Origin of the sequence: Arthrobacter sp. efr-133-TYG-118, assembly GCF_030209755.1 — a bacterium.
In the GTDB taxonomy this organism is placed as follows: Bacteria; Actinomycetota; Actinomycetes; order Actinomycetales; family Micrococcaceae; genus Arthrobacter.
The window spans coordinates 110,271-134,159 of the sequence record NZ_JARVRH010000002.1 but is presented as its reverse complement, the minus strand read 5'-3'; the positions used below and the strand labels follow the sequence as shown (position 1 = coordinate 134,159).

The 23,889-nt window shown below is 62.6% G+C and carries 17 protein-coding genes, 1 tRNA gene and 1 pseudogene; 14 read left to right on the top strand and 5 right to left on the bottom strand.

Going from position 1 to position 23,889, the window contains the following annotated elements; genetic code table 11:
• The first annotated feature begins 65 nt into the window (after window positions 1-65).
• From guaB to QRN59_RS24600, 9 genes are all read left to right on the top strand, one after another.
• The gene (gene guaB, locus QRN59_RS01480; RefSeq protein ID WP_184740509.1) at window positions 66-1,577 is read left to right on the top strand and encodes an IMP dehydrogenase; all 1,512 of its coding nucleotides are present in this window, start codon (window positions 66-68) and stop codon (window positions 1,575-1,577) included.
• 146 nt (window positions 1,578-1,723) lie between these two features.
• Window positions 1,724-2,860: a GuaB3 family IMP dehydrogenase-related protein gene (locus tag QRN59_RS01475; protein ID WP_284980772.1), complete on the top strand. Its 1,137-nt coding sequence runs from the start codon at window positions 1,724-1,726 to the stop codon at window positions 2,858-2,860.
• A gap of 103 nt (window positions 2,861-2,963) precedes the next feature.
• The gene (locus QRN59_RS01470) at window positions 2,964-4,724 is read left to right on the top strand and encodes a glycerol-3-phosphate dehydrogenase/oxidase (protein ID WP_284980771.1); all 1,761 of its coding nucleotides are present in this window, start codon (window positions 2,964-2,966) and stop codon (window positions 4,722-4,724) included.
• A gap of 38 nt (window positions 4,725-4,762) precedes the next feature.
• Window positions 4,763-5,251: a PTS sugar transporter subunit IIA gene (locus tag QRN59_RS01465; protein WP_236812181.1), complete on the top strand. Its 489-nt coding sequence runs from the start codon at window positions 4,763-4,765 to the stop codon at window positions 5,249-5,251.
• 56 nt (window positions 5,252-5,307) lie between these two features.
• The gene (locus QRN59_RS01460; RefSeq protein WP_284980770.1) at window positions 5,308-6,150 is read left to right on the top strand and encodes an SURF1 family protein; all 843 of its coding nucleotides are present in this window, start codon (window positions 5,308-5,310) and stop codon (window positions 6,148-6,150) included.
• Complete coding sequence (locus tag QRN59_RS01455; protein ID WP_284980769.1) at window positions 6,147-6,665, top strand: DUF3817 domain-containing protein; 519 nt, start codon at window positions 6,147-6,149, stop codon at window positions 6,663-6,665. The genes QRN59_RS01460 and QRN59_RS01455 overlap by 4 nt, the downstream gene beginning before the upstream one ends.
• Before the next feature lie 120 nt (window positions 6,666-6,785).
• A complete protein-coding gene (gene guaA / locus QRN59_RS01450; RefSeq protein ID WP_284980768.1) occupies window positions 6,786-8,390 on the top strand; it encodes a glutamine-hydrolyzing GMP synthase in 1,605 nt (534 codons plus the stop codon).
• Between the two features lie 128 nt (window positions 8,391-8,518).
• Window positions 8,519-12,415, top strand: a complete 3,897-nt coding sequence (locus QRN59_RS01445; protein ID WP_502871007.1) for an AAA family ATPase — start codon at window positions 8,519-8,521, stop codon at window positions 12,413-12,415.
• A gap of 9 nt (window positions 12,416-12,424) precedes the next feature.
• A complete protein-coding gene (locus tag QRN59_RS24600) occupies window positions 12,425-12,670 on the top strand; it encodes a hypothetical protein (protein WP_502871006.1) in 246 nt (81 codons plus the stop codon).
• Between the two features lie 20 nt (window positions 12,671-12,690).
• On the opposite strand, the gene cpaB is transcribed toward QRN59_RS24600, so the two are convergent.
• The 3 genes from cpaB to QRN59_RS01430 all read right to left on the bottom strand — a co-directional run bounded on the left by cpaB (window position 12,691) and on the right by QRN59_RS01430 (window position 14,654).
• Window positions 12,691-13,527, bottom strand: coding sequence for a Flp pilus assembly protein CpaB (cpaB, locus tag QRN59_RS01440; protein ID WP_350225209.1), 837 nt, complete (start codon window positions 13,525-13,527; stop codon window positions 12,691-12,693).
• Between the two features lie 102 nt (window positions 13,528-13,629).
• Entirely contained in the window at window positions 13,630-13,893 is a 264-nt protein-coding gene (locus QRN59_RS01435) for an FmdB family zinc ribbon protein (protein ID WP_059387425.1), read from the bottom strand.
• A 155-nt stretch (window positions 13,894-14,048) separates the two neighbouring features.
• Window positions 14,049-14,654, bottom strand: a complete 606-nt coding sequence (locus QRN59_RS01430; protein WP_284980767.1) for a 5-formyltetrahydrofolate cyclo-ligase — start codon at window positions 14,652-14,654, stop codon at window positions 14,049-14,051.
• A 118-nt stretch (window positions 14,655-14,772) separates the two neighbouring features.
• Between QRN59_RS01430 and galU the strand changes: the two genes are divergently transcribed.
• The 5 genes from galU (at window position 14,773) to QRN59_RS01405 (ending at window position 18,250) form a co-directional block, all read left to right on the top strand.
• The gene (gene galU / locus QRN59_RS01425) at window positions 14,773-15,678 is read left to right on the top strand and encodes a UTP--glucose-1-phosphate uridylyltransferase GalU (protein WP_284980766.1); all 906 of its coding nucleotides are present in this window, start codon (window positions 14,773-14,775) and stop codon (window positions 15,676-15,678) included.
• A 5-nt stretch (window positions 15,679-15,683) separates the two neighbouring features.
• The gene (locus QRN59_RS01420; protein ID WP_284980765.1) at window positions 15,684-16,304 is read left to right on the top strand and encodes a GNAT family N-acetyltransferase; all 621 of its coding nucleotides are present in this window, start codon (window positions 15,684-15,686) and stop codon (window positions 16,302-16,304) included.
• A 309-nt stretch (window positions 16,305-16,613) separates the two neighbouring features.
• A complete protein-coding gene (locus tag QRN59_RS01415; RefSeq protein ID WP_350225208.1) occupies window positions 16,614-17,339 on the top strand; it encodes a hypothetical protein in 726 nt (241 codons plus the stop codon).
• 6 nt (window positions 17,340-17,345) lie between these two features.
• Window positions 17,346-18,146: an SDR family oxidoreductase gene (locus tag QRN59_RS01410; RefSeq protein WP_284980764.1), complete on the top strand. Its 801-nt coding sequence runs from the start codon at window positions 17,346-17,348 to the stop codon at window positions 18,144-18,146.
• 31 nt (window positions 18,147-18,177) lie between these two features.
• Window positions 18,178-18,250 (top strand) — tRNA-Ala (locus QRN59_RS01405).
• 99 nt (window positions 18,251-18,349) lie between these two features.
• Here the strand turns inward: QRN59_RS01405 and QRN59_RS01400 are convergent.
• Together QRN59_RS01400 and QRN59_RS01390 are read right to left on the bottom strand one after the other, a co-directional pair.
• Window positions 18,350-19,316 (bottom strand): annotated as a pseudogene (locus QRN59_RS01400) (IS256 family transposase); the annotation flags it as partial.
• A 142-nt stretch (window positions 19,317-19,458) separates the two neighbouring features.
• On the bottom strand, window positions 19,459-23,604 hold the full coding sequence (locus QRN59_RS01390) for a DEAD/DEAH box helicase (RefSeq protein WP_284980762.1): 4,146 nt from the start codon (window positions 23,602-23,604) through the stop codon (window positions 19,459-19,461).
• Window positions 23,605-23,889 lie beyond the last annotated feature (285 nt).

Genomic DNA, 23,889 nt, shown 5'->3' with positions numbered 1-23,889 from the left:
GGGCTGGTCATCAGCTGCAACCCCTACCAGAGCAACCCCCAAGAACCAAGGTAAGAGGCGCACTCATGACCCAGCCCGAACACGATCCCTTTGGCTTTGTTGGCCTGACGTATGACGACGTCCTGCTGCTGCCGGGCCATACCAACGTCATTCCGTCCGAGGCTGATACTTCCTCCCGGATCTCCAAGCGAATTTCGGTCCAGACCCCGCTGTTGTCCGCCGCCATGGACACGGTCACCGAGTCCCGCATGGCCATCGCCATGGCCCGCCAGGGCGGCCTTGGCGTCATCCACCGCAACTTGTCCATTGAAGACCAGGCCGACCACGTCGACCGCGTCAAGCGCTCCGAGTCCGGGATGATCACCAACCCCCTGACCATTCACCCGGAAGCCACCCTTCAGGAACTCGACGAACTGTGTTCGCGTTACCGGGTTTCGGGCCTCCCTGTCATCGACCCGGACGGCCGCCTGCTGGGTATTGTCACCAACCGCGACACCCGCTTCGTGCCGGAGTCCGACTTCCCGCTGCGGCTTGTCAGCGACGTCATGACCAAGATGCCCCTCATCACGGGCCACGTCGGCATCAGCCGCGAAGAGGCCTCGCACAAGCTGGCCACCAACAAGATCGAGAAGCTGCCCCTCGTTGACGAGCAGGGACGCCTCAAGGGCCTTATCACCACCAAGGACTTCACCAAAGCCGAGCAGTACCCGCTCGCGACGAAGGATGAGGAAGGCCGTCTCCGCGTCGGCGCCGCCATCGGGTTCTTCGGCGATGGCTGGGAACGGGCCATGACCCTGATCGACGCCGGTGTCGACGCGCTGTTCGTGGACACCGCCAACGGCCACTCGCAGGGCGTCCTGGACATGATCACGCGCCTGAAGTCCGACCCCGTTGCTGCGCACGTTGACATCATCGGCGGCCAGGCCGCCACCCGTGAAGGCGCCCAGGCACTGATCGACGCCGGTGCCGACGGCATCAAGGTGGGCGTGGGCCCGGGCTCCATTTGCACCACCCGCGTTGTTGCCGGTGTAGGCGTCCCCCAGATCACGGCCATCTACGAGTCCTCGAAGGCTGCCATCCCTGCCGGTGTTCCGCTGATCGCCGACGGCGGCCTGCAGTACTCGGGCGATATCGGCAAGGCCCTCGTGGCCGGTGCAGACACGGTCATGCTCGGCTCTTTGCTGGCTGGCTGCGATGAGTCGCCGGGTGAGCTGATCTTCGTGAACGGCAAGCAGTTCAAGAGCTACCGCGGCATGGGTTCCCTGGGTGCCATGCAGTCCCGCGGCAAGAACACGTCCTACTCGAAGGACCGCTATTTCCAGGCGGACGTTTCCGGTGACGACAAGCTCATCCCGGAGGGCATCGAAGGCCGCGTCGCCTACCGCGGCCCGCTCTCCTCGGTGGCATACCAGCTGGTCGGCGGCCTGCGCCAGACCATGTTCTACACGGGTGCTCCGACCATCGCCGAGCTCAAAGCACGCGGCAAGTTTGTGCGCATCACTGCGGCCGGACTGAAGGAGTCCCACCCGCATGACATCCAGATGACCGTCGAGGCTCCGAACTACGGTTCCCGCTAGGCGTTGTTCCTGTCCTAGGCAGTTCAGGCGAGCCCGCCACCTCCCTCATGGAGGTGGCGGGCTCGCCTATTTACGAGGCATGGCCTGTCGTCATGCTGTATGTCACCCTGCCGGTACATCACGCCGCACTGGGATAACCTAGAGCAGTGACTTACGAGATTGAGATTGGCCGTGGCAAGCGTGGGCGTCGTGCCTACTCCCTGGATGACATCGCGATCGTCCCCAACCGCCGGACGCGCGACCCCAAGGACGTTTCCGTCTCATGGCAGATTGATGCCTACAAGTTTGAGATGCCAGTGATCGCCGCACCCATGGACTCCGCAATGTCGCCTGAAACGGCCATCGCCCTTGGCCGGCTGGGCGGTCTGGGCGTTCTGGACCTCGAGGGCTTGTGGACGCGGTACGAGGACCCCCAGTCCGTGCTGGACGAGATCTCTGCCCTTGCGGATGAAACGGCCAGCCCGACGGTCACGCGGCGCATGCAAGAGCTCTACAAGGCCCCGATCCAGCCCGAATTGATCACCACCAGGCTCGCGGAAATCCGTGCTTCCGGCGTGACCGTGGCCGGCTCGTTGACGCCGCAGCGTACGCAGGAGCACTACAAGACCGTGGTGGCCGCCGGCGTCGACATTTTTGTCATTCGGGGCACCACCGTCTCGGCCGAACACGTCTCAAAGAACCATGAACCGCTGAACCTCAAGCAGTTCATCTACGAACTCGACGTCCCGGTGATCGTCGGCGGGGCCGCCGGCTATACCCCGGCCTTGCACCTCATGCGTACCGGAGCGGCCGGCGTCCTGGTGGGCTTCGGCGGCGGCGCAACGACCACCACGCGCCGTGCGCTCGGCATCCATTCACCCATGGCTTCCGCCATTTCCGATGTCGCGGCCGCCCGCCGCGACTACATGGATGAGTCCGGTGGACGGTACGTGCACGTGATCGCTGACGGCGGCATGGGTTCTTCGGGTGACATCGTCAAAGCCATCGCCATGGGCGCCGATGCAGTCATGCTCGGCAGCGCTTTGGCCCGTGCCGAAGAAGCCCCAGGCAAGGGCTGGCACTGGGGCCAGGAAGCCCACCACCTTGAACTGCCCCGCGGCGACAGGGTCAACGTCGGCACTGTCGGTCCGCTCGAGGAAGTGCTCTTCGGGCCGGGCCACCACACCAACGGCACGTCCAACCTGATCGGCGCGCTTCGCCGTTCCATGGCGACCACCGGTTATTCGGACCTGAAGGAGTTCCAACGAGTCGACGTCGTCGTCTCGCCTTACTCGGGCCGCTAGCGTACGCTCGGGCCGCTTTAGCGGGCCCGCGAAAACCCTGCCCAAGCCGCTGGACAAGAAGTAGTGTGGGGAACTACGGGCTTTGTGCGATGGGAGGCGTCCAATGAGCAGTGTTGCAGATGGTTCGCAAAGGGATGATGCATCAACAGGTGCATTGAGTCCGCAGGCACGGGCCAGATCCATCGAAGTTCTCAAGGGGACCACTGAGCCTGGCAAGGAACTCGACATCCTGATTGTCGGGGGAGGCGTGGTCGGGGCTGGTGCGGCTTTGGACGCGGTGACACGCGGCTTGTCCGTCGGTATTGTCGAGGCCCGGGACTGGGCTTCGGGAACGTCGTCAAGGTCCTCGAAGCTGATTCACGGGGGGTTGCGATACCTGGAAATGCTGGACTTCGCGCTGGTCCAGGAGGCTCTCCAGGAACGCGGATTGTTGATCCAACTGATCGCACCCCACCTTGTCCGGCCGGTTCCGTTCCTGTACCCGCTGACCCGGCGTTTTTGGGAGCGGCCCTACGTTGGTGCCGGGATCTTCCTCTATGACACGCTTGGCCTCACCTCCGGCCACAGCCGCGGCGTGCCGATGCACAAACACCTCTTCCGGCGCGGAACACTGAGGGCAGCACCCAGCCTCAAGAGCGATGCCTTCGTCGGCTCCATCCGCTACTACGATGCACAGGTCGACGACGCCAGGTTGGTGGTCAACGTCGTCCGCACCGCGGCACATTACGGGGCGCATGCCGTGAACAGGATGCGCGTGGTGTCGTTCGTCCGCGAGGGCGAACGCGTAGTGGGCGCGAAGGTGGAAAACCAGGAGGACGGCAGCATCATCGAAGTCCGCGCCAAGCAAGTGGTGAATGCCACGGGAGTCTGGACGGACGAGACCCAGGCCATGGTGACGGATCGCGGCCAGCTCAAAGTCCGCGCTTCCAAAGGCATCCACCTTGTGGTCCCGCGCGACCGCTTCCAGTCCACGGTGGGATTGATCCTAAGGACCGAAAAATCCGTACTGTTCGTCATCCCCTGGGGGCGGCACTGGATCATCGGCACGACGGACACCGACTGGAAGCTCGACAAGGCGCATCCTGCCGCTTCCACGAAGGACATCGACTATGTTCTTGAACACGTCAACCGGGTCTTGAAGCGGCCCTTGACCCGTGAGGATGTTGAGGGCGTGTACGCGGGCCTCCGTCCGCTGCTAGCGGGGGAGAGTGACTCCACGGCCAAACTTTCACGTGAGCATGTGGTGGCGCACCCCGTTCCGGGCCTGGTGGTGGTTGCGGGCGGAAAGTTCACCACGTACCGGGTCATGGCGAAGGACGCGGTGGACGAAGCTACCCGGGCCATGGACGAGCGCGTACCCGCGAGCTGCACCGATACCATCCCGCTCCTCGGCGCCGAGGGGTTCAAAGCCGCATGGAACCGGCGGGCAAGAACCGCTGATGAGGCCGGGGTCCACGTCGCAAGGGTGGAACATTTGCTCAACCGCTACGGCTCCATGACCCCGGAAGTCCTGGCGATCATCAAGGACAACCCTGCCATGGCCGAGCCCCTGCCGGGGGCAGACGACTATCTTTCAGCAGAGGTCGTGTATGCCGCGACCCATGAGGGTGCCCGGCATGTCCATGATGTCCTGACCCGACGCACCCGTATCTCGATCGAGTCGTGGGACAGAGGTGTTTCCGCGGTCCCTGTTGTCGCTAAGCTGATGGGAGAAATTCTTGGCTGGAGCGACGCGCAGCGGGAAAGCGAAATCAAGCACTACCTGGCCCGGGTGGAAGCTGAACGGCTCAGCCAACAGCAGCCCGACGACGAATCGGCCGATGCTGCGCGCATGGGTGTCGATGACATCGTCCCCCTCCGCTAAGCGGCCCGGGTTGGCTGGGCACACTGGAGGGAAACGACTTGGCGGAACCACTGGACCCGTATGATGCCGAACTGACGACGCCCGAGACCGTCATCCTGGAGATGGAAGCGGTCGACAAAACAGATGCCGCGGGGCAGCTCGCGGAAAGGCTGTACGCCGCCGGGCGCATCACGGACCTTGAAGGCTTCCTCGAAGTCGTCAACTCCCGTGAACACCAACTTGCCACCGGGCTGCCGGGCGGCATTGGCCTTCCGCATGCCCGCAGCGAGTTTGTCTCCCGGGTCTCCATCGCTGTTGGTGTCACGAAGTTCGGACACTCCTTGGACTTCGGCGCAAGCGACGGACCGGCAACCCTGGTCCTGCTCATCGCCACCCCCGCCAGTTCATTCTCGGACCACTTGGAAGTCCTCGCGACCTTAGCCCGCTCTCTGTCCAAGGAATCGTTCAGGGAATCCCTCCGGCGCGCCCACGATCCCGAAGTCATCGCCGAACTGATCAACTCCAGCCTGGTGTTCTTCGACCACTAGGAGGGGCAGGCCCTTTCGTTTAGCTGTTCTACAGCTTGACGAAGTACGGTTAAGGGGTGTTGAAAACCGCTCTGAAGCCCCGCTGGATCGCAGGACTTGTCTTCGCGCTCCTGCTCTCCGGGGTGTTTGTGCTGCTCAGCCAGTGGCAGTTCGGCAGATCCACCCAGAGCGACGTCCCGGTTGACGACCCCGCGGTGGAGCAAGTCAAGCCGCTTACCGGGGAATTGCAGCCCGGAACGTTCTTCCCAGGTTCGGCATCAGACCAAATGGTCAGCGCCAAAGGTAGTTACGATCCAGCCAAGCAGGTCCTTGTGGAGGGCCGGTTGCTCGCCGGGCAAAAAGGGTACTGGGTAGTGACCGCGTTTGCTGTCGACGGCGCCCCCGTCCTCCACGGCGTCGGCGCATCCGCGAAGACCTGGATCCCCGTGGCCCGCGGCTGGGTCGCCGATCCCGCACAAGCCGGGCCGCCGCCGTCGGGCACCATTGAACTGACCGGACGGCTCCTGCCGTCCGAGGCACCAGTGCCAAACGTCGACGCCGGAGCGGGCCGCGCGTCTGCGGTTTCCGTCGCGGAACTCATCAACACGTGGGAAGTCTCAAGCTATCCCGGCTTCGTCGCCGCTACCTCGGAAGTATCGGCGGGCAAGACCCTCGCACTTCCTTCGCAGCTGAAGCCTTTGAATATCCCGGCCCAGCCCCCCAACCAACAGATCAACTGGCTCAACCTTTTCTACTCCGTGGAATGGGTGGTCTTTGCAGGATTCGCCCTCTACATTTGGTGGCGCATGGTGGCCGATGACTACCGGCGCACCCTCGAAGAAGACGAGGAAGAACCCGACGACGATTTCCCGTCAGACGATTTGCCAGCAATTACCAAGCCAGAACAGGTAAAGCCATGATTGAGCCCAAACCGGCCATCCAGCCCGAACAGTCCGGAGAATCTGCCGCAAAGCCAAGCGCGGCCAAGAAACGCCGCTTCGGCGGAACGACGGCCCAGATCCGCTCGGCCCTGAAGTTCTATAAAGTCATGGCCTACCTCACCGGCACCATGCTGCTGCTCCTGTGCGCCGAGCTCGTTGCGCGCTATGTGTTCGGTGTGTATCTCTTCGCCGGCGGGACCAACGCAATCACTGGCCAGCCGTTCGGTTTCGGATTCGCCGATGCTGAGTCCAAGGCGGTCCTTGGCGGCGTCAATGTCTCCGTGGGCGTCCTGATCGTCCATGGCTGGATGTACGTGCTGTACCTCATCTCGGACTTCCGCTTGTGGTCGCTCATGCGCTGGCCCTTCACGAAGCTCATCCTGCTCGCCTTGGGCGGCGTTGTCCCTCTCATGTCCTTCATCGTGGAGAAGAAGTTCCACTCGGAGGTAGAGATGGAGCTCGCCGCGAATCCGCAGGCTTCCAAGCGCTACTGACGGGCGCGCCCCGGCGGGCATTGTGAGATCGCTAACGTCCGACAGTTTTCGGGCTGGTTTCCGAGCTTCACGACCGGTTTCAAGGTGCACCGGGGCATCCCGGCAAAGTACGCTGTTACGGTGACTACTCCCACCGCACCCTTCAGTTCTGAAGCTCAGACTTCCCAGAAGCCGGTGCTGGTTGTTGACTACGGTGCCCAGTACGCGCAGCTGATTGCCCGCCGCGTCCGTGAAGCGAATGTGTACTCGGAAATTGTTCCGCACACGTTCACCACCGAGCAGCTTCTGGCCAAGAACCCGGCAGCGATCATCCTCTCCGGCGGACCTTCAAGCGTTTATGCCGAGGGTGCCCCGAGGGTTGGCGCGGACCTTTTCGAGGCCGGCGTCCCGGTCTTCGGTATTTGCTACGGCTTCCAGGCCATGGCGAACGCGCTCGGCGGCAAGGTCGCGCAGACCGGTTTGCGGGAGTATGGCGCCACCGAGGCCACCACAGTTGGCGAGGCGCGCTCCATCCTTGCGGGTCTTCCGGACTCCCAGAACACCTGGATGAGCCACGGAGACTCCGTTCATGAGGCTCCTGAAGGCTTCGAGGTCCTGGCGACCACTGCGGGCGCACCTGTGGCTGCTTTCGCGAACGAAGAGAAGCATCTCTACGGCGTGCAGTGGCACCCGGAAGTAAAGCACTCTGTCCACGGACAGCAGGTTCTGGAGAACTTCCTGTTCAACGGAGCCGGCCTGAAGCCGAACTGGACCACCGGCAACATCCTCGAAGAGCAGGTGGACCGGATCCGCCGGCAGATCGGCGACTCCAAGGTCATCTGCGGCCTCTCCGGCGGCGTCGACTCGGCCGTGGCCGCAGCCCTCGTGCAGCGCGCCGTGGGCGATCAACTGACCTGTGTATTCGTGGACCACGGCTTGCTGCGCGAAGGCGAAGCCGAACAGGTCGAGCGTGACTTCGTTGCCGCAACCGGAGTCAAACTCTATGTCGCCAACGAGCAGGAGCGATTCCTGTCCGCCCTGGCCGGGGTCAGCGATCCCGAGACCAAGCGTAAGATCATCGGCCGCGAGTTCATTCGTGCGTTCGAGGAAGCAGAGCGGGCCATCATCGCCGCAGCTGCGTCCGAAGGCGAGAGCATCAAGTTCCTCGTGCAGGGCACCCTGTACCCGGACGTCGTCGAATCCGGCGGCGGCGAAGGTGCCGCGAACATCAAGAGCCACCACAACGTGGGCGGCCTGCCCGAGGACCTGCAGTTCGAACTCGTTGAACCGCTCCGCGCCCTGTTCAAGGACGAGGTTCGTGCCGTGGGCGCGCAGCTCGGCTTGCCGCAGGAAATCGTCGGACGCCAGCCGTTCCCCGGACCCGGCCTGGGTATCCGCATTGTCGGGGAAGTGAACAAGGAACGACTCGACCTGCTTCGCAAGGCAGACGCCATCGCACGGGCCGAACTCACTGCAGCCGGACTCGACAACGAGGTCTGGCAGATGCCTGTCGTACTGCTGGCCGACGTTCGCAGCGTAGGCGTGCAGGGCGACGGCCGCACCTACGGGCACCCGATCGTACTGCGTCCCGTTTCCTCCGAGGACGCCATGACCGCCGACTGGTCGAGGCTCCCGTATGACCTCCTCGCCCGGATCTCCAACAGGATCACCAACGAGGTTGACGGGGTCAACCGCGTGGTACTGGATGTCACCAGCAAGCCGCCGGGAACCATCGAGTGGGAATAGCATTCTGAGTGACCGGCCCCTGTTCGAAGGGCCGGTCACTTTGTATTTCCCCTGAAATCAGGGGCAATTTGCCTTTCCACCAGTGTTGCGGTGCGGACTGCCGGTCGATTCCCGCTACCCTCGAAAGTATGCCGATTTGGTCCAAGTCGTCTCGAGCTATAACAGAAAAGAAGGCAGCGGTGTCAGTAGGTCAAAGCCACGAAGAGAGCTCAGTAGAGCTCCGGAAATGGCTGTCCGGGCTCAAGCCCGTGACTGGCGCAGACACCATGCTGCGCTTCGTCAAGACGCCGGAAGGGTCGATCGACCTTAGCAACGGCCACCCCTCAGGCCTGGCACAGCTCCTCGCCGGGCGTCGAACCCGGCTTTCCACCCTGATCCGGGATCGCCAGCAGTATCTTGTTGCCGCGCGCGCCGCCAGGAACCTTCGCTCCAAGATTTTCGAACTAGGAAACGACCGGGGGATCGACGCCGGTTATCTGTCCTGCGGCACGGTCGTGTGGACGTCGGCGGTCGGAGGAAAACCCCAACGAGTTTCCGCCCCTGTTATGTTGGCCGCCATCTCACTCACGGCGCGGCCGGGCGAAGATGACTACGAGCTGCAACTCACTGAGCAGGCGGGCATCAACCCCGCGTTGGTCCGGCATTTGAAGACCGTCCATGGAATTGTCTTTGATGTCAACGCAGTGAGCCGTATGGCGTACAACACCGCGCGCCTTGATCCACAGCCGGTCCTTGAGCGACTGGCGACGCTGGTGCAACCGATCCACGGTGCCGAAGTAACCCCCAATCTCCTCATAACGACGTTGGCGGATCTGTCCGGGAACTTGGAAGATCCCTGGATCAACGAGAACAGCAGCATCGTGGCTTCCCTGTTTGAAGCGGCCAACGGCGGGGACGTGGAACCCGAACCGATCAAGTCCGGACGGTTCCCGAACCTCGACGAGCGCGACCCCGCCGAAGAATCGCTGCTCCTGGATGCGGACTCAGATCAGCAGTACGTCGTGGATGCCGTGCGGGCAGGCGATTCGCTGGTGGTGAGCACCCCGCCAGGCAGCGGCCAGACCCAGACGGCCATCAATGCCATCGGTGCCCTCGTCAATGAGGGAAAATCGGTGCTTGTCGTCGGCGACCGGCGGGCGAGCCTCAACGGTCTGGCGGCCCATTTTGAAGCCCTGGGCCTTGAATCGATGCTGTTCAGGCCGGGCAATGGTGCCACGCCTCAGCAGCTCAAGGGGCAGCTGGTCAGCGCGATCATCCGCAACGAAAAGTCGCTGGAGCCGCAACTTGCGAATCTCCACAAGACTCTGACCGAGCACCGCCATGCCCTCATGGACCATGTCGCGTCTTTGCACAATGTACGCCAGCGCTGGGGATGCTCGCCCTATCAGGCAATGCAGTCGCTCGCGGAGCTGACCTCGATCCAGCCTGCCCCTGCAACGACGGTGCGCTTGAAGCGCAGCGTGCTGGACAATATCAAAGACCGGGCTGAGCTGGCTGAAAGACTCCGACGCGCTGCCGAGCTTGGCAGCTTCAGCCGTGCATCGACGTCGAGCCCCTGGTACGGGGCACGCCTGGTCACCCGCAAGGAGACCGAGGAAGCCCAGCAACTGGCCAGTAGTGCCGCCGAACAGCTTCCTCGGTTGCGGGAGCGTATGAACCAGGTTGCGGAGCACTCCGAAATCCGGCTTGGGGCGAACTTCGCCGAATGGGGCGCGCAGCTTGAGCTCTTGATGGCGGTACGGGAAAGCCTGGACAAATTCACCCCGGATATTTTTGACCGGCCAGTCCACGATCTGATTTCGGCTACCGCTACCTCCACTTGGCGTCGTGAGCGGGGAGTCGAGATGCCTTCGATGCAGCGCTCCCGCTTGCGTCGCGTGGCAAAGGAGTATGTCCGGCCCGGTGTCCACATTGCGGATCTGCACAGCTCCTTGGCGCTCGTTCAGGAACAGCGGGCACTGTGGGCCCAGTACGCGACCACACAGCGCCATCCGGCAGTGCCCTCCGGACTGGCGGACCTGGGCGCCAGCTACCGCGAACTGGACCGGGATCTCCGCCGTCTGGGCGATTGCCTCAAACACACTGCCGGCGGCGGCGACCTCCACGCGACCCGTTACGAAGATCTCATGCAGCGTCTTGAGAGCCTTGTGGCCGACACGGGAACCCTGGAAACGCTCCCGGAGCGCACGCTTCTGGTCGAGAATATGCGCGAGCATGGACTCGCCGAGCTTCTCGCTGACTTGGCTGAACGCGAAGTGCCTGCCGAATGCGTTGCCGCAGAACTGGACCTTGCCTGGTGGCAGTCCGCCCTGGAGGCGATGATCAGTGGTGACGACTACCTCGCCATGTCCGACGGCGATTCCCTCCGCCGTCTCGAAGCGGAGTATCGCCTGGCAGACCACGCGCACATTGCCAGCGGAGCCGCCCGGCTGCGATGGAGACTCGCCGAAATGTGGCGGGCTGGAATCGCTGAACATCCTCGCCAATCGGAGCTCCTGCGGAACCTGATCAAGGATGGCCGCGTTACCCTCTCGGCGCTCAGCGCCCAGGCGCCTGCCCTTGTCTCCCGCTTGGTTCCCGTGTGGTCCATCAGTCCGTACCTGCTGACCAGCCTCTTGCCTGCAGAGCAGAAGTTCGATGCGGTGGTGATTCTCGATGCCGAGAGTACATCCTTGCAGGCCGTGCTGCCGGCCATCGCCCGAGCCCAGCAAGTGGTTGCCTTTGGTGACGCAAAGATCGCCAATGCCCGCACCTTCAGCGTTGCCGTGGAGCCTCCCATGGCCGGTGCCGCGAGCCAAGACACAGTAGACAGTGCATTCAGCGCCTTGGCCCGGGTCCTGCCCGCGTGGCAGTTGAACTGGGTGTATCGCGCGGTTGACGAAGATCTCGTGCTCCAGCTGAGCAAGAACTACTACAACGGCGGCCTGCGCCGGCTGCCGGACGGCCAATCTGTAACAGGGCTGGACCGCTCGGTAGTAGTTGAATACATCCCGGATGGTACCGGCCTGCCGGGGGCGGATCACGAAGGTGTTGAATCGGTCGCCGCCGAAGTGAACCGCGTTGTTGACCTGGTGTTTCAACACGCCAGCCTTAGGCCGCGTACGTCGCTCGCCGTGGTCACCGCAAGCCTGCGCCATGCCGCTAGGATCGGCGAAGCCATCAGGCTCCAGCTTCCTAACTATCCGCTGTTGTCGGGTTTCTTCAACGCCGGTGCGGAGTCCTTCCGCGTGGTGGATTTGGAGCGCGCGCAAGGACTGGTCCGCGACCACATCATCTTCTCCCTGGGCTTCGGACGCACTCCGCACGGCCGGGCGCTGCACAGTTTCGGGCCCCTGTCCGTCGAAGGCGGCCGAAACAAATTTGCCTTGGCAATGACCCGCTCCCGGAGATCGTTGCACGTCCTGAGCTGCTTCCGTCCGGAGGACCTCGATCTGGACAGGTTGGCTCACGGCGCCGTTGATTTCCATGAACTCCTTGACCGTGAACTGTCCGGGAATTCGGATCTGGGAACACCAGCCACCAGGGCCGCGGCCAGCGAGCAAGCGCTCGGTGAAGATCCCTTGGTAGCGGATCTGGGCGAGCGACTCCGTGCCCGTGGAGCTCGGGTGTGGCACCACTATGACGGAGCCTTGGACATCGCCGCGGCGGCCGATCCCGTGCACACCATAGGCCGTGATGACACCGAAATGCCCACCCCTGTGGCCATTGAGTCGGATGGCACGGAACGATACCGCCGCATGAGCGTCAGGGAGCGCAGCAGGCTCCGGCCCCAGCTCCTGGAACGCCTTGGCTGGCGTTACATGTCCCTGTGGACCATCGAAGTATTCACGGATCCCTCGTCCTGCGCTGATCGCATCGGATCCTATCTGGGACTGGAGAAGCCGGTAGCACCCTCGTATGGTGCCGTCCAGGATGGATTCCTGGACATCGATGTTGAACAATTGGAACTGAACAGTCAGGCGGACCCGGCCGCGGCCCGGCCCGGCGGTACGCAAGGCCTTGGCTCGGGGCCGGCCATCCCCTAAGGAAGCGCAATGGCGGAAAGCAAAAGCACTCAATCCAAGCACCCCGCGGACACCGGTGCCGATGAGGTAGGCGTTGACACCGGGTTGGACGAGCAGGAGAAAACAAAAGTGAAGCCCGCGCCGGAGCGGAAGCAGGCGGGAGAAAGCATTCTGCCCAAGAAAGCCTCCGAAGATGATCCACGCCGTTGGGGTGATGAGCCTGGCTACGACCACGATGCCTGGCTGAAGGAGCAAAGGCCCCCGCACTGGGGCTGAACGTTCCATCATGGTCGTGACTATCCGGCCGGGGTCTGGATCTGCCGCTTGTCAGAGGGATTGACGAGTACAAAGAACAGTTTCCCACGGGTCGAAGCTCCGGCGAGAATTTCGGCCTGTTGCGGAGTGGCAGCGACAACAACGAGGCCGTCCGCCTCGTTCGTGCCCAACCATTGGCTTGCCGTGCCTCCTTGGGCGGACGTCCACAAAACCGGGACCGCAGCTGCCAGCAGCTCGGATTTCTTGCCGGGCCCGTCAAGTCCATCTGCGGCGGTGAGCACCACGTTGACCAACTGGCCCGGCGAGATGAGCTGAATTGAAGCGGGATCGGCCATGCGAAGTGGAACGGCCGCCGTCGAGGGTGCGGTGCCGGTCAGCAGGCCCGGTCCCAGGAGTTGGGCGTCTGTGGGGATCTGCCCCCTCTGCAGGGGCGAGGCAAGCTGCTTTCCGCCATATCCAGCCCCGGAGGTGAGCGCGCCGGCTGGAACTCCGTCAGGAAGGACTTCGAGGGGTTTGAGGTCGGAATCCGTCAAAGTGGACCCGGCAGGAAGATCCCGCGCGGCGGCCAGGACCGTGGCTCGCTGCTCCGAAGCCGGAGTCAGTTGATGGACGATGATCCCGACGGCCACGCATAGCAGGAGTGCCACTGCGAGGCGGCGGTTGCGGTTTAGCCAGTTACCGAAGCTGCGGTGCCTGGATTGTCCCGCGGGAGCGCCCAGGCGTCCGCCAGCCTTGAAGGGGCCGGGCTGAAGACGGGCGGTGCGGACCCTGTTGATCGGCGCGAGGAGTCTATCGCGCGGAATCGACGAAGGTCCGGCGGACGTGGAGCCTTTGGATACGCTCGGGGTTGCTGGCATGGTGCCACGCTAACCGGGCACGCAGGCCCGCGGCAGGGCCCGGTCGAGCTATGTGGAAAACGGTGAGCTATGTGGAAAACCGAGGGCAGTTGGAAGCGGCAGTCAGCTCGCGGCAGCCGCCGGAACCGATGCTGGAGCCGGAGACGCAGCCGGTGCGGCGGGAGCGGCCGAAACGGTGCTTCCCTTGGAGTCCCGGGAGTCGGTGCGGTAGAAGCCCGATCCCTTGAAGACGACGCCCACGCTGTTGAACTTCTTGCGCAACGACCCTTGGCATTCAGGGCAGTCGGACAGGGAGCTGTCCGTGAAAGCCTGAACGATGTCAAAGGCATGTCCGCAGTCTTTGCAGGCATAGGCATATGTGGGCACTGGTGATCCTCCTCCGGGACGAGCTACAGGTCCTGTGGTGCTAAGGCGGATTGTTCCGACCATTAGCAGTCCCAGGGCCTGAGTGCCAATTCTATCATCCGGAGTCGGGGCCGCTACCACAGAATGTGCCAGAGTAAACAGGTCGGAAACCCCGGTCAATCGACCGGAACCAGCCGGACGATCCGATATGGGGTAAGTGCCTCCGCAACGGGCCTGTCGAACGGTTCGGCCGGGATCGTCCCCGCGGGCAGCACTTCGCGGTCATATACAACGGCGACAGCCGGCGGACGCTGCCCGTCGGCGTCGAGCTTGTCGAGGAGCCGGTCGTAGTAACCGCCCCCTTGGCCGATACGGTTTCCGCCTTCATCGACGGCGGTGGCCGGGAGGAAGATTCCAGCCGCATCCTTGATGACGTCGCTGTCGAATCGTTCGCCCAGGGGCTCGTCAATCGGGGCGTACAACGAGCGGACAAATGTTGTCTCTGGTGTCCAATAGACCCAGCTCAGACGCCGTTCCGGTTCACAGACGGGAAGAAGGATCCTGTGCCCGGCGGCATGGAGCGCCGCAAGCAAGGGCAGTGTAGGCGGCTCTGCAGCCACTCCGACATAGGCCGCAAAAGTCGAGGGTTTCCCCTGGGCAACCGCATCCGCCCACGAGAGGCCATGGAGGGCAATCCCCGTTCCAGCGTCAGCGCGCTGTTGTCCGGTCAGGGTGAGCCGGCGCTTCCGGTTGTCCCGTCGGATATCGTCTTTCAAAGTCACTTTTGCTCCAGTTCTCGCTGCTGTGCGGCTCCGAAGATGGGGAAGGAGCGGTGGATTCTCTCCAGTCCAGCACGTTCCCTTTTGCCCATTGTCCAGTTCCTTCCGTTAGATTAGTCCGGTGACTTCCAATAACTGCGCCGTCCGCAAGGCCGTTATCCCTGTTGCCGGGCTCGGCACCCGGTTTCTGCCTGCTACAAAAGCCATGCCCAAAGAGATGCTCCCGGTAGTCGACAAGCCGGCCATCCAATATGTTGTCGAAGAAGCCGTGAGCGTGGGACTCAATGACATCCTCATGATCACAGGCCGCAACAAGCGTGCGTTGGAAGATCACTTCGACCGGGTTCCGGCTTTGGAAGCGACTCTGGAGGCCAAGGGAGACACCACCAAGCTGGACTCGGTGCAGGCTACCAGCAACCTCGGCGACATTCACTACGTCCGCCAGGGCGACCCCAAGGGGCTGGGGCACGCAGTGTTGCGTGCAAAGCAGCACGTCGGGTACGAACCATTCGCCGTTCTTCTCGGTGACGACCTCATCGACGCCCGGGACACGCTCCTCAGCGACATGATCGAGGTCCAGCACAAAACCGGTGGATCCGTTGTAGCCCTCATCGAAGTCGAGCCCTCCCAGATCAGCGCCTACGGCTGCGCGGACATCGAGGATATCGGCGAGGACGGCTACGTCCGCATCAAGCAACTTGTGGAAAAGCCAGCTGTCGATGAGGCTCCGTCCAACTTGGCCGTGATTGGCCGTTACGTGCTTCACCCCTCGGTTTTCGACGTTCTCGAGAAAACCGAGCCGGGCCGCGGAGGCGAGATCCAACTGACGGATGCGCTTCAGGTACTCGCTGCCGGACAGGGCGAAGGCAGCGGCGTCTACGGAGTCGTCTTCCGCGGTCGCCGGTACGACACCGGGGACAAGCTCAGCTACCTCAAAGCCTGCGTCCAGCTTGCGTGCGACAGCGAAGACCTCGGACCCGGCCTGCGAGAGTGGCTTCCGGGCTTTGCCGCCGGCCTCAGCAAGTAGGTCTTGTGTGGGGGTCGGCCATTTGGCCGGTGACGCTGGAGAGTGGGGACCTCATCTTGCGTCCCATTCACTACCGGGACAAGAAGGAATGGACCGAGGTCCGGTCACGCAATAGTGATTGGCTGGCGCCCTGGGAAGCCTCCAACCCGGCCCCTGGTGGCCGCCTGCCGAACTACCGGCAGATGGTGGCTTCCCTTAACGCGCAGGCACGGCAAGCGAGTGCCCTTCCATTTGTGATCACGGAGCGTATTCCCGGGTTCCTGGAGCCCAGGATCGTCGGGCAGCTCACGGTCTCCTCGATTATGTGGGGGTCGGCTATGACGGCCACGCTTGGCTATTGGGTCGACCAGGCTCGGGCCGGTCGCGGAATAGCTCCCACTGCGGTTGCAATGGCGACCGACCATTGCTTTGAGGCCCTTGGACTGCACCGGATGGAAATCAACATCAGGCCCGAGAACGGGCCGAGCCTACGGGTGGTTGAGAAGCTGGGATTCCGCGACGAAGGGCGCCGTGAGCGTTTCCTTCACATCAACGGCGAGTGGGCTGACCATCGAAGCTTTGCCTTGACCTCGGAGGAGGTCCCCGGGGGCTTGCTGGCTGCTTGGCTGGGACGCGGAGCCAACTAGTCCGTTTGGGTGAACGGGAGCCGGTAAATCCATTGATTTGCCGACTCTCCGACGACACACCGCGGGCAATGCGGTGGCCTCTGCGTATTTGCTTCTACGGTTTTGATTGTGGACTTCCCTCTCAGCAGCTCGGTGATATTGGTCATTGCTGTCGCGCTGTGGATTGTTTGGGTTGCGCCATACATACTGCGGAATCGTCGCCACCACGTCCAAGTGGCCGGTGACATTCCAGCGGATGTTATCGATGAAGACGCTCATGAACTGCAAGCCGGGGTGGTTCTGTCAATCACCCCTCGGCAGGAGAAAGCAATGGAAACCATGCAGAGCACCGCAACCGCATTGCCCGAGGTATCGGCCGACGCCGGCGAACGGCGTGATGCTGCATCGGATACAGCGGTCTTCAAAGTCAGATACGGGCGGTGCGCTCTTGCTCTCGCCGGTCTCCTCCTACTGCTCACGGCAGCCGTTTCCGGCGTGCTGCGCATTCTTGGCCTCGTTTCGGGTTGGCTGCCAGTGGTGTCCATCGTCGGCGTGGTCGGGACCGTCTTCCTGCTTCGCCAGCTGGCCATCAGGGACCGCCGGGCGAAGATGAACAGGGCCTTCCGCAGCGCAATGGGTCCCACAGCCGAGAGTCCCCGCGTGAGTCCTCCGGCATCGGACCGCCCGGCTACCAAGATCTTCGACGCGGAAGCCCACGCCCATGAGGCGACGCGCCTGACCGCCGTCGAACTTCGGCAGGCGGCCCTCAACGTTGCCGTCGCCGCTGGCGACAACACGGTCCGGTTTACGGCGGAATCCAAGGAATCTGAATGGGAGCCGGTGGACGTTCCCAAACCAGCATACGTCGACGCCGCCAAGGCGCCCCGGCCGGCACCCGAACCCCTCGACCTGCCTGAGGCTCCCAAGCCCCTCGGCAAGCCGACATTGAAGCCGGCCAGCGCGCCTTCCACGGGCCCGTCGGTCCAGGCACAGCACGGCAAACCTCAGAGCGCCCTTAGCAACCTCGACGACGTTTTGCAGCGCCGCCGGGCATAGCCTCCCTTGACTACGGTCTGCGTCGCAGGGGGCACGGGACAGGTGGGCCGTGAAGTCGTCCGTTTGGCGCTCGACGCCGGACTGGACGTGACGGTCCTGAGCCGCCACCCGCCGTCGGGCACGTCACCAGTCCATCACGACGGCGCCCGCTACTTTCAGGCTGATGTCACCACAGGCGGCGGGCTGGCGGAAGCCCTGCAGGGGGCCGACGTCGTGATTGATTGCTTGGAAGGGCAGTTCGGGAAGGCCCGCAAGAATTTTGCCGACGGCGGCGCGCGCCTGCTCGGCGCGGCGGCCGGTGCCGGAGTCCGCAAGGCGGTTCTCCTCTCGATCATCAACTGCGACAAGAGTGATGCGGCATTCTATGTCTCCAAAGCCCGGAAAGAGCGGGTCTACGCGAGTTCGGCGCTTGAGACGGTGGTTGTGCGGGCTACCCAGTTCCACAGCCTCGTGACGGCGGTGTTCGAGGCCGCGGCGAAGGTTCGCCTCATCCCGGTCTTCAAGGGCGCACGCTTTCAAACGATTTCACCGTCGGATGTGGCGTCCGAGTTGCTTTCGGAGGTACTCGGGGCGCCGTCTCCAGAGCGACACCGGACACGAACCATCGGCGGACCGGACATCCGGACCATGCGTGAACTCGCTGAGATCTGGCGAAAAGCTACGGGAGATGCCGGGCGGATCGTGGAGGTGCCGTTGCCGGGAGCGATGGGCAAATATCTTCGGAACGGACTGAATGTGGTGCCGGGCGAGCGGACGGGAACAGACACGTTCGAGTCTTGGTTGGCAAAGCGCGAAGATAGTTTGTAGCCTAGGGACACTGGCAACGCACGTTTGACCAGGGGCTATAGCTCAGTTGGTAGAGCGCTTCGTTCGCATCGAAGAGGTCAGGAGTTCGAATCTCCTTAGCTCCACAGTTTAGCGATACAGTGAAGGCCCTCCGACCTGCGGAAACGTGGGGATGGAGGGCTTTTCGTTTCACTGTTTTTGGACCAAATCGACGCTTACCCGACGTTTTGCCAGAGCCGCACGATGGCCGGATACCGCTGACCCCGCTCGGCCGTGAACTCGGCGAACCGGTCTTTCGCGGCTTGCTCGGACGGGGCGGTGTAGACCGGATTGAGGGCCTTGACGATGCCGTCGCGGTGCTGGCGTCCGGCGTAGCGGCAGCTGTTGCGGATCAGGTACACGATGCACTGCTGCACCACCGTTCGCCCCCACGTGGTCGTGGTCGCCTCCTGCAGGCCCTTGAGCCCGTTGCAAACGGCGATCAACACATGGTCCACGCCCCGGTTCTTCAGCTCGGAGAAGACCTGCAGCCAGAACCGGGCACCCTCGCCGCCGTCGCCGGCCCAGATGCCCAGGATCTCCCGCTCCCCGTTCACGGTGACGCCCATGACGACATAGAACGGGGTGTTGCGCACCTGCCCGTCACGGACCTTGACGACGACCGCGTCCACGAAGAGCACCGGATAGACCGGATCCAACGGTCGGGCAGACCACTCCGCGAGTTCGCCCACAACCTTCTCCGTGATGCGGCTGATGGCGTCTTTGGAGACCCTGGCCCCGTAGACCTCCTCGAAGTGCGCGGCGATTTCCCCGGTGGTCAGCCCCCGGGCGGACAGCGAGAGCACGATCCGGTCGATCCCGTCCAAACGCCGCTTCCGCTTGGGCACGATCATGCCTCGAAAGACCCGTCCCGGTCCCGGGCACGTCAATCTCGACCAGGCCGATCTCGGTCAACACGGTCTTGGACCTGGTGCCGTTGCGCATGTTGGCTGCGATCGGCGTCTGGCCATGCTCGTGCCCGAGGTGCTCGGTCAGTTCCGCTTCCAGCGCGGTCTCCAGCACATTCCTCGTAAGCTGGTTCAGCAGCCCGCCCGGGCCCACCAGGCTCACGCCCTGCTCCTTGGCCTGCGCGAGCAACCGCTCCGCAAGCTCCTTCTGATCGATGATCTCTCCCGTCACAGGATCGATCATCACCCCTGTCATCTCGGTCGTGGACTCTGACACGGCCGTCTCCTTTCGGATCAGGCCAGACCCCACACACCGTTATTCAGACAGTTCCACAATCATTCAGGATTAGACCGGCTGTAACGGTCAGAGCTATTTATGAGAGACTTCACGGCACTGAGCGTTTCCCTTCGCTCGTTCCAGGTATGTCCCAGGAACGTGTTGCCTTGGCGTATTGTCCGGTAGTCGAGGACCTGGTTGACCCTTCACCGACGACGCGTTGCGCGACCATCCATTCCCAGTCGTTCCGCTGACCTTCGCCAGGTTCCAGTGAGTCTTTCGCATCGAATGCGGTCTCTTGGTTGGGGTGCAGTGAGAGGTGCTGGATTGTTCCGTGCTCGTCGATGACGGTGAGGACCCAAATCAGGGCCGCTGCTTTGTCTCTCGCCAGCCGGGCGTTTACGTCGAGGGCGCTTCCTGGCGTGCATCCGAGACGGTCGACGACCGAGTACCTATTCGGGGCGTAGCCATGTGTCAGGAGTCTCCGGGCGATGGACTCTTCGTCTATCTCAAGGGCTTTGGAGAGCGCGGGAAGCATCGGTGCCCCGGTTTCCCAAGCAGTACGAAGCGCGTGGTCCGCTGCGGGGTCCCAGAGAGCTTTCTGATTGCCGATATGGGATTCGCGTACGTGGGTCTGCCAGTCGAAGGATTCTTCGGCGGCGGCTTCACGGAGCTTCTCGAGTGCATCTTTCCGGCTGCTGACTTCCGTTCCCTCTGGAAGGAGCCATGGCGCGCGTGCCCGGATTCCTCCAATGCTTCGCCGAACGTGGATCGCGAGTTCGTCGTCGCTGTAGCCATATCGGATACCGGTGATGAGGGCTTCGTAGTCGGAGTGTTCCCATTCCTTCCCATGTCGATCCGGACCCTCAGCTGGTTCGCGTTCAGGGTCCCAGAGTTCTTTCTCAATTGAGCCGCCCAAGGGCTCCACGGCTAGATCGTCGTATTCGATCGTTTGCGCCGGATAGGGAGTCGGGTAGTTGGTGGGTTCCAATGCCATGTCTTCCGGAGCCTCACCATGTTCAGCCGTGCCATCTTCTAAGGGCCTGAAGAGGTCCGAAGGTGCTTGCTCTTGGTGGTGGACTTGCACCCGTGGAGCGAGAGCTTTGAAGTATGGCAGCTCGGTCCAGTGTCGGTGGTCGCCGATGATGTAGAGGCGTCGTTTGGCGCGGCTGACGACGACGTTGAAGAGGTTAGGTGTTCCGACGGCCCAGTTGCGTGCGCCTCGGGTTTTGCCGCCGAGGACGACGATGACGATGCTGGCTTCCTTCCCCTGTGCACGGTGGACCGTGCCGGACCGTGTGCTGGTGTCAATCCCGTACTGCTTGGCGACCCCGACGATGCCGTTTGCTGTGTCGCGGAAGGGCGAGACGATGAGGATGTCGTCCATGTTGTAGCCGGCCCGCTGCATGGCAGCGAGGAGCTCGTCCAGTCTGGTGAGTTCTTGGGGTGAAGCGTGCCCGTTCCATTGGCCGGTCTGCACGTCGAACCAGGCAGAGCCCGGTGCCTGGACTGGGCTGTCTTTAGGGAATGCCTTGTGTGGTTCTTTTTCGCCGTGGATCATGAGTCCGCCGTAGACTTCCTCGTTTACGACGTCGAACATCGGGTTGTCGCAGCGCCTGTGTACCCGCAGCGGGGCCCCAACCCACAGCTCATCACCGCCTGGGGGCTGGATGGTTGTCCCGTACCTTGTGTGGCGGTCGGCAAGCATCTGGGCCGGATTATGGGCCGGCAGCCATTGCTGGCTGGTCCCGGTGATTTCCAGCAACCGCGTCTGGTACTTTTCCGGCAAGGTCACCACCGGGGTGAGCTGCAGGGGATCACCTACCAGGACTGCACGGCGGACACGTGCGATACCGCAGAGTGCGTGCTGTGGCGCGGCTTGGCCAGCTTCGTCCACGAAGAGCCAGCCAAGCTGTTCATCCTTAAGCGAGGCAAATAGGCGTGGAACGGATGCGAAGGTTGTTGTGATCGTTGGTACGACCATGAACAAGGCTTCCCACGCATGCCTGACCACCTTTGCCGCTGCTTCGGCGGGCACATCGCTTTTGAGCACGTCTTGAACTGCGAGGAGGTTTTGGCGCATGGCCGTTCGCTGGTCGTAGATGAACGCTTCATGCAATTTCAGTGCGTGCAAGAACAACTTCGAGCGTGCCCGGTTGAATTCTTCATCCAGCCAGGGTGATGACTTCTCCCGTGACGAGCTTGCCGAGTCGAACCAGTCATCCACAGGCTGCGATCCGCCTGTCTGCGCTTGATACTCTTTGTCCTGCTCTTGGCGGTGGCTCAGTTTCGTCTGGGTTTGCTGATAGCGCCCCCGCAGCCCTTCGCACGCGGTACGCGAGTTGGCAAAGATCATCTTCAGACCCGCGATGGAACGGCGGATATGGTCAATCTCGGCGCTGAGCCGGTCGTGTCTGTCCCTCCACTGCGTCATGACATCACCGGAAGTACGGATCTGTTCCAGCAGTCCGGGCTTGGCTGCGGTATGGACCTCAAGTTCGGTCTGCCTCGTTGCCTCCAGCCGGTGGAGCTCCGCAAGCTCCTGGGCCTGCCCGATGATGAGTTCTTCCTGAGCGGTGAGCATTTCCTTGTCGGAAGTGAGGACCTGTTCCAACTCCGCTATCTCCGCACGCAGCGCCGGTACGTCCCGGAAGCCCTCATGGCATGTCTGCCGAGCCGCCCTGAGCCGGTCAACCTTGGCCTTGGCCGCCAGGAACGATGCCCTGGCCTCGGCCCAACTAGAGACGTGTGGTCCGGGTGGGTTCTCCAAAAGCTGTACGAGCCCCGGGACAGCGTCACCGTCTGCGCGTGGTTCTCTGTCACCGTGCAAGGCGGTCGAAATGAAGGCTGTCCTGTTCTTGGAATTCCCGAGTTTCGCGGAGACTAGCCCCCATGCTTGCTTCTTGGGCTCATCCTTCTGCTGGTCCTTGCGGGTCCCGTCATTCAGCAGTTCGGTGGCGATGCGTGCGAAGTACGCCGTGTTGTCCTGGAACTCCTCGGCAATGACGTCGCCGTCTTTCCAGGGAATCTCCAAGCTGATGTTCTCAACTGCACCGTTGTTGGACGAGGCAATCACCATCTCGAATCCGCGCAAGCTCGGATGCAGTTCGTGGACCGTGCGCGAGTACTTTGTGTTTGATTTCAGCTGATGCCGGGCCACGAACGCCCCTGCTGGGTCGGTGAAGGCGGCCAACGTGACAGCACGACGGGTCACCAATCCCGCGATCATGTCCCGCAACATCGTAGTTTTCCCGGTCCCGGGTGGCCCATTGACAGAGAAGACGCCTTCCCCGCCGTCGAGATCCGCCAGCGCACGGTTCACCGCAAACTGCTGCGATAAGGCCAACGAATGCTCTGGGTTGCTTGGCCACCGCCCATCAGGAACCATGCATGGGGCCACCGATTCATAGACCGTGGCCAGCTCCTGGCGCACATCGGTCTTCCGCGCTCCACCATGCCGACCCAGGTACTGGACCGTGGCACCGGAAAGCCTCAACTGGCGGGACAATCGGTAAAGGTCGGCCGAGAAGAGACTGTTCAGAAACCCCGGTTCCGCCTCCAGCTCGCGCTTCTTCAACAAGATCTGCTCGCTCTGAACCCGGATCACGCCAACAGGATCCCCATCCAAGGTGAGCAGCCCCGCTGTCCCTGTCGTCTCCAAGGACAAGCCAAGAACAACCCGAAGATCGTCAAGAGAAACCGGGCGGCTGGCAAAGCCCTCAGCCGAATCCGCACCAACTCCGATACCCCGGGCAAGAACCAGATCGTCTAGGCCCTCAAGCCACCTGGCCTCATCAGTGGCGAAATCAGCAAACACATCATCAAGGCGACTGCGCTTGCGATGACGGCCTGCCGCCCAAACACACTGCGACAAGACTGCGCTGCCCTGGATCAGGGTGCCGTCCGCGTCCACATTGACCATCGCCACCGCGCTCCGGGGCGCCGGGCGAGCATCGAAATCCTCAACCGGTACAGGTTCAAGAACATCCCACGCTGACTCCAGATCAAAAACACCGAGATACACCACGTGCTGCCACACATACCCCTTGCGGGCCGCAGGCCACTCCGCCTCGAGGCTCCACGGCAAGACCATCCCAGCGCCGTAATCAGCAACAAACGGCACCTCGTTGCGTGAACGAGACCTCGCCGGAACAGCCTGGGGCGAGAACGCCTCAACTCCCAACCAGAAATTCAACGGATCGCCGGACCCCGCCTGATCCGTACCTCGCGCCCTGAACATACCGGATTCACTCATTGACATCGTCCCCTTCGAAGTTGTCGGTCATACTACAAAGCCTTCTTCCACCGCCGAAAGTCACATCCGAGGTGTGAACCCCAGGGTTGCGTCCCCAAGCTCGGAAATCAGCCAAGAGATTCGCCGTTGAAACTCACCAGCTCAATCTGACGGCGCCCGCGAAATGTTCCGCGCAACAGATTCGAGCCCGAATGGCGCAGGCATACCTTGGAACGCCCAATCAAGAGCAGCCGGATAGACATCAAACCCATGCTGGTAGGTACAAATCCCACGCCATAAAAGGGC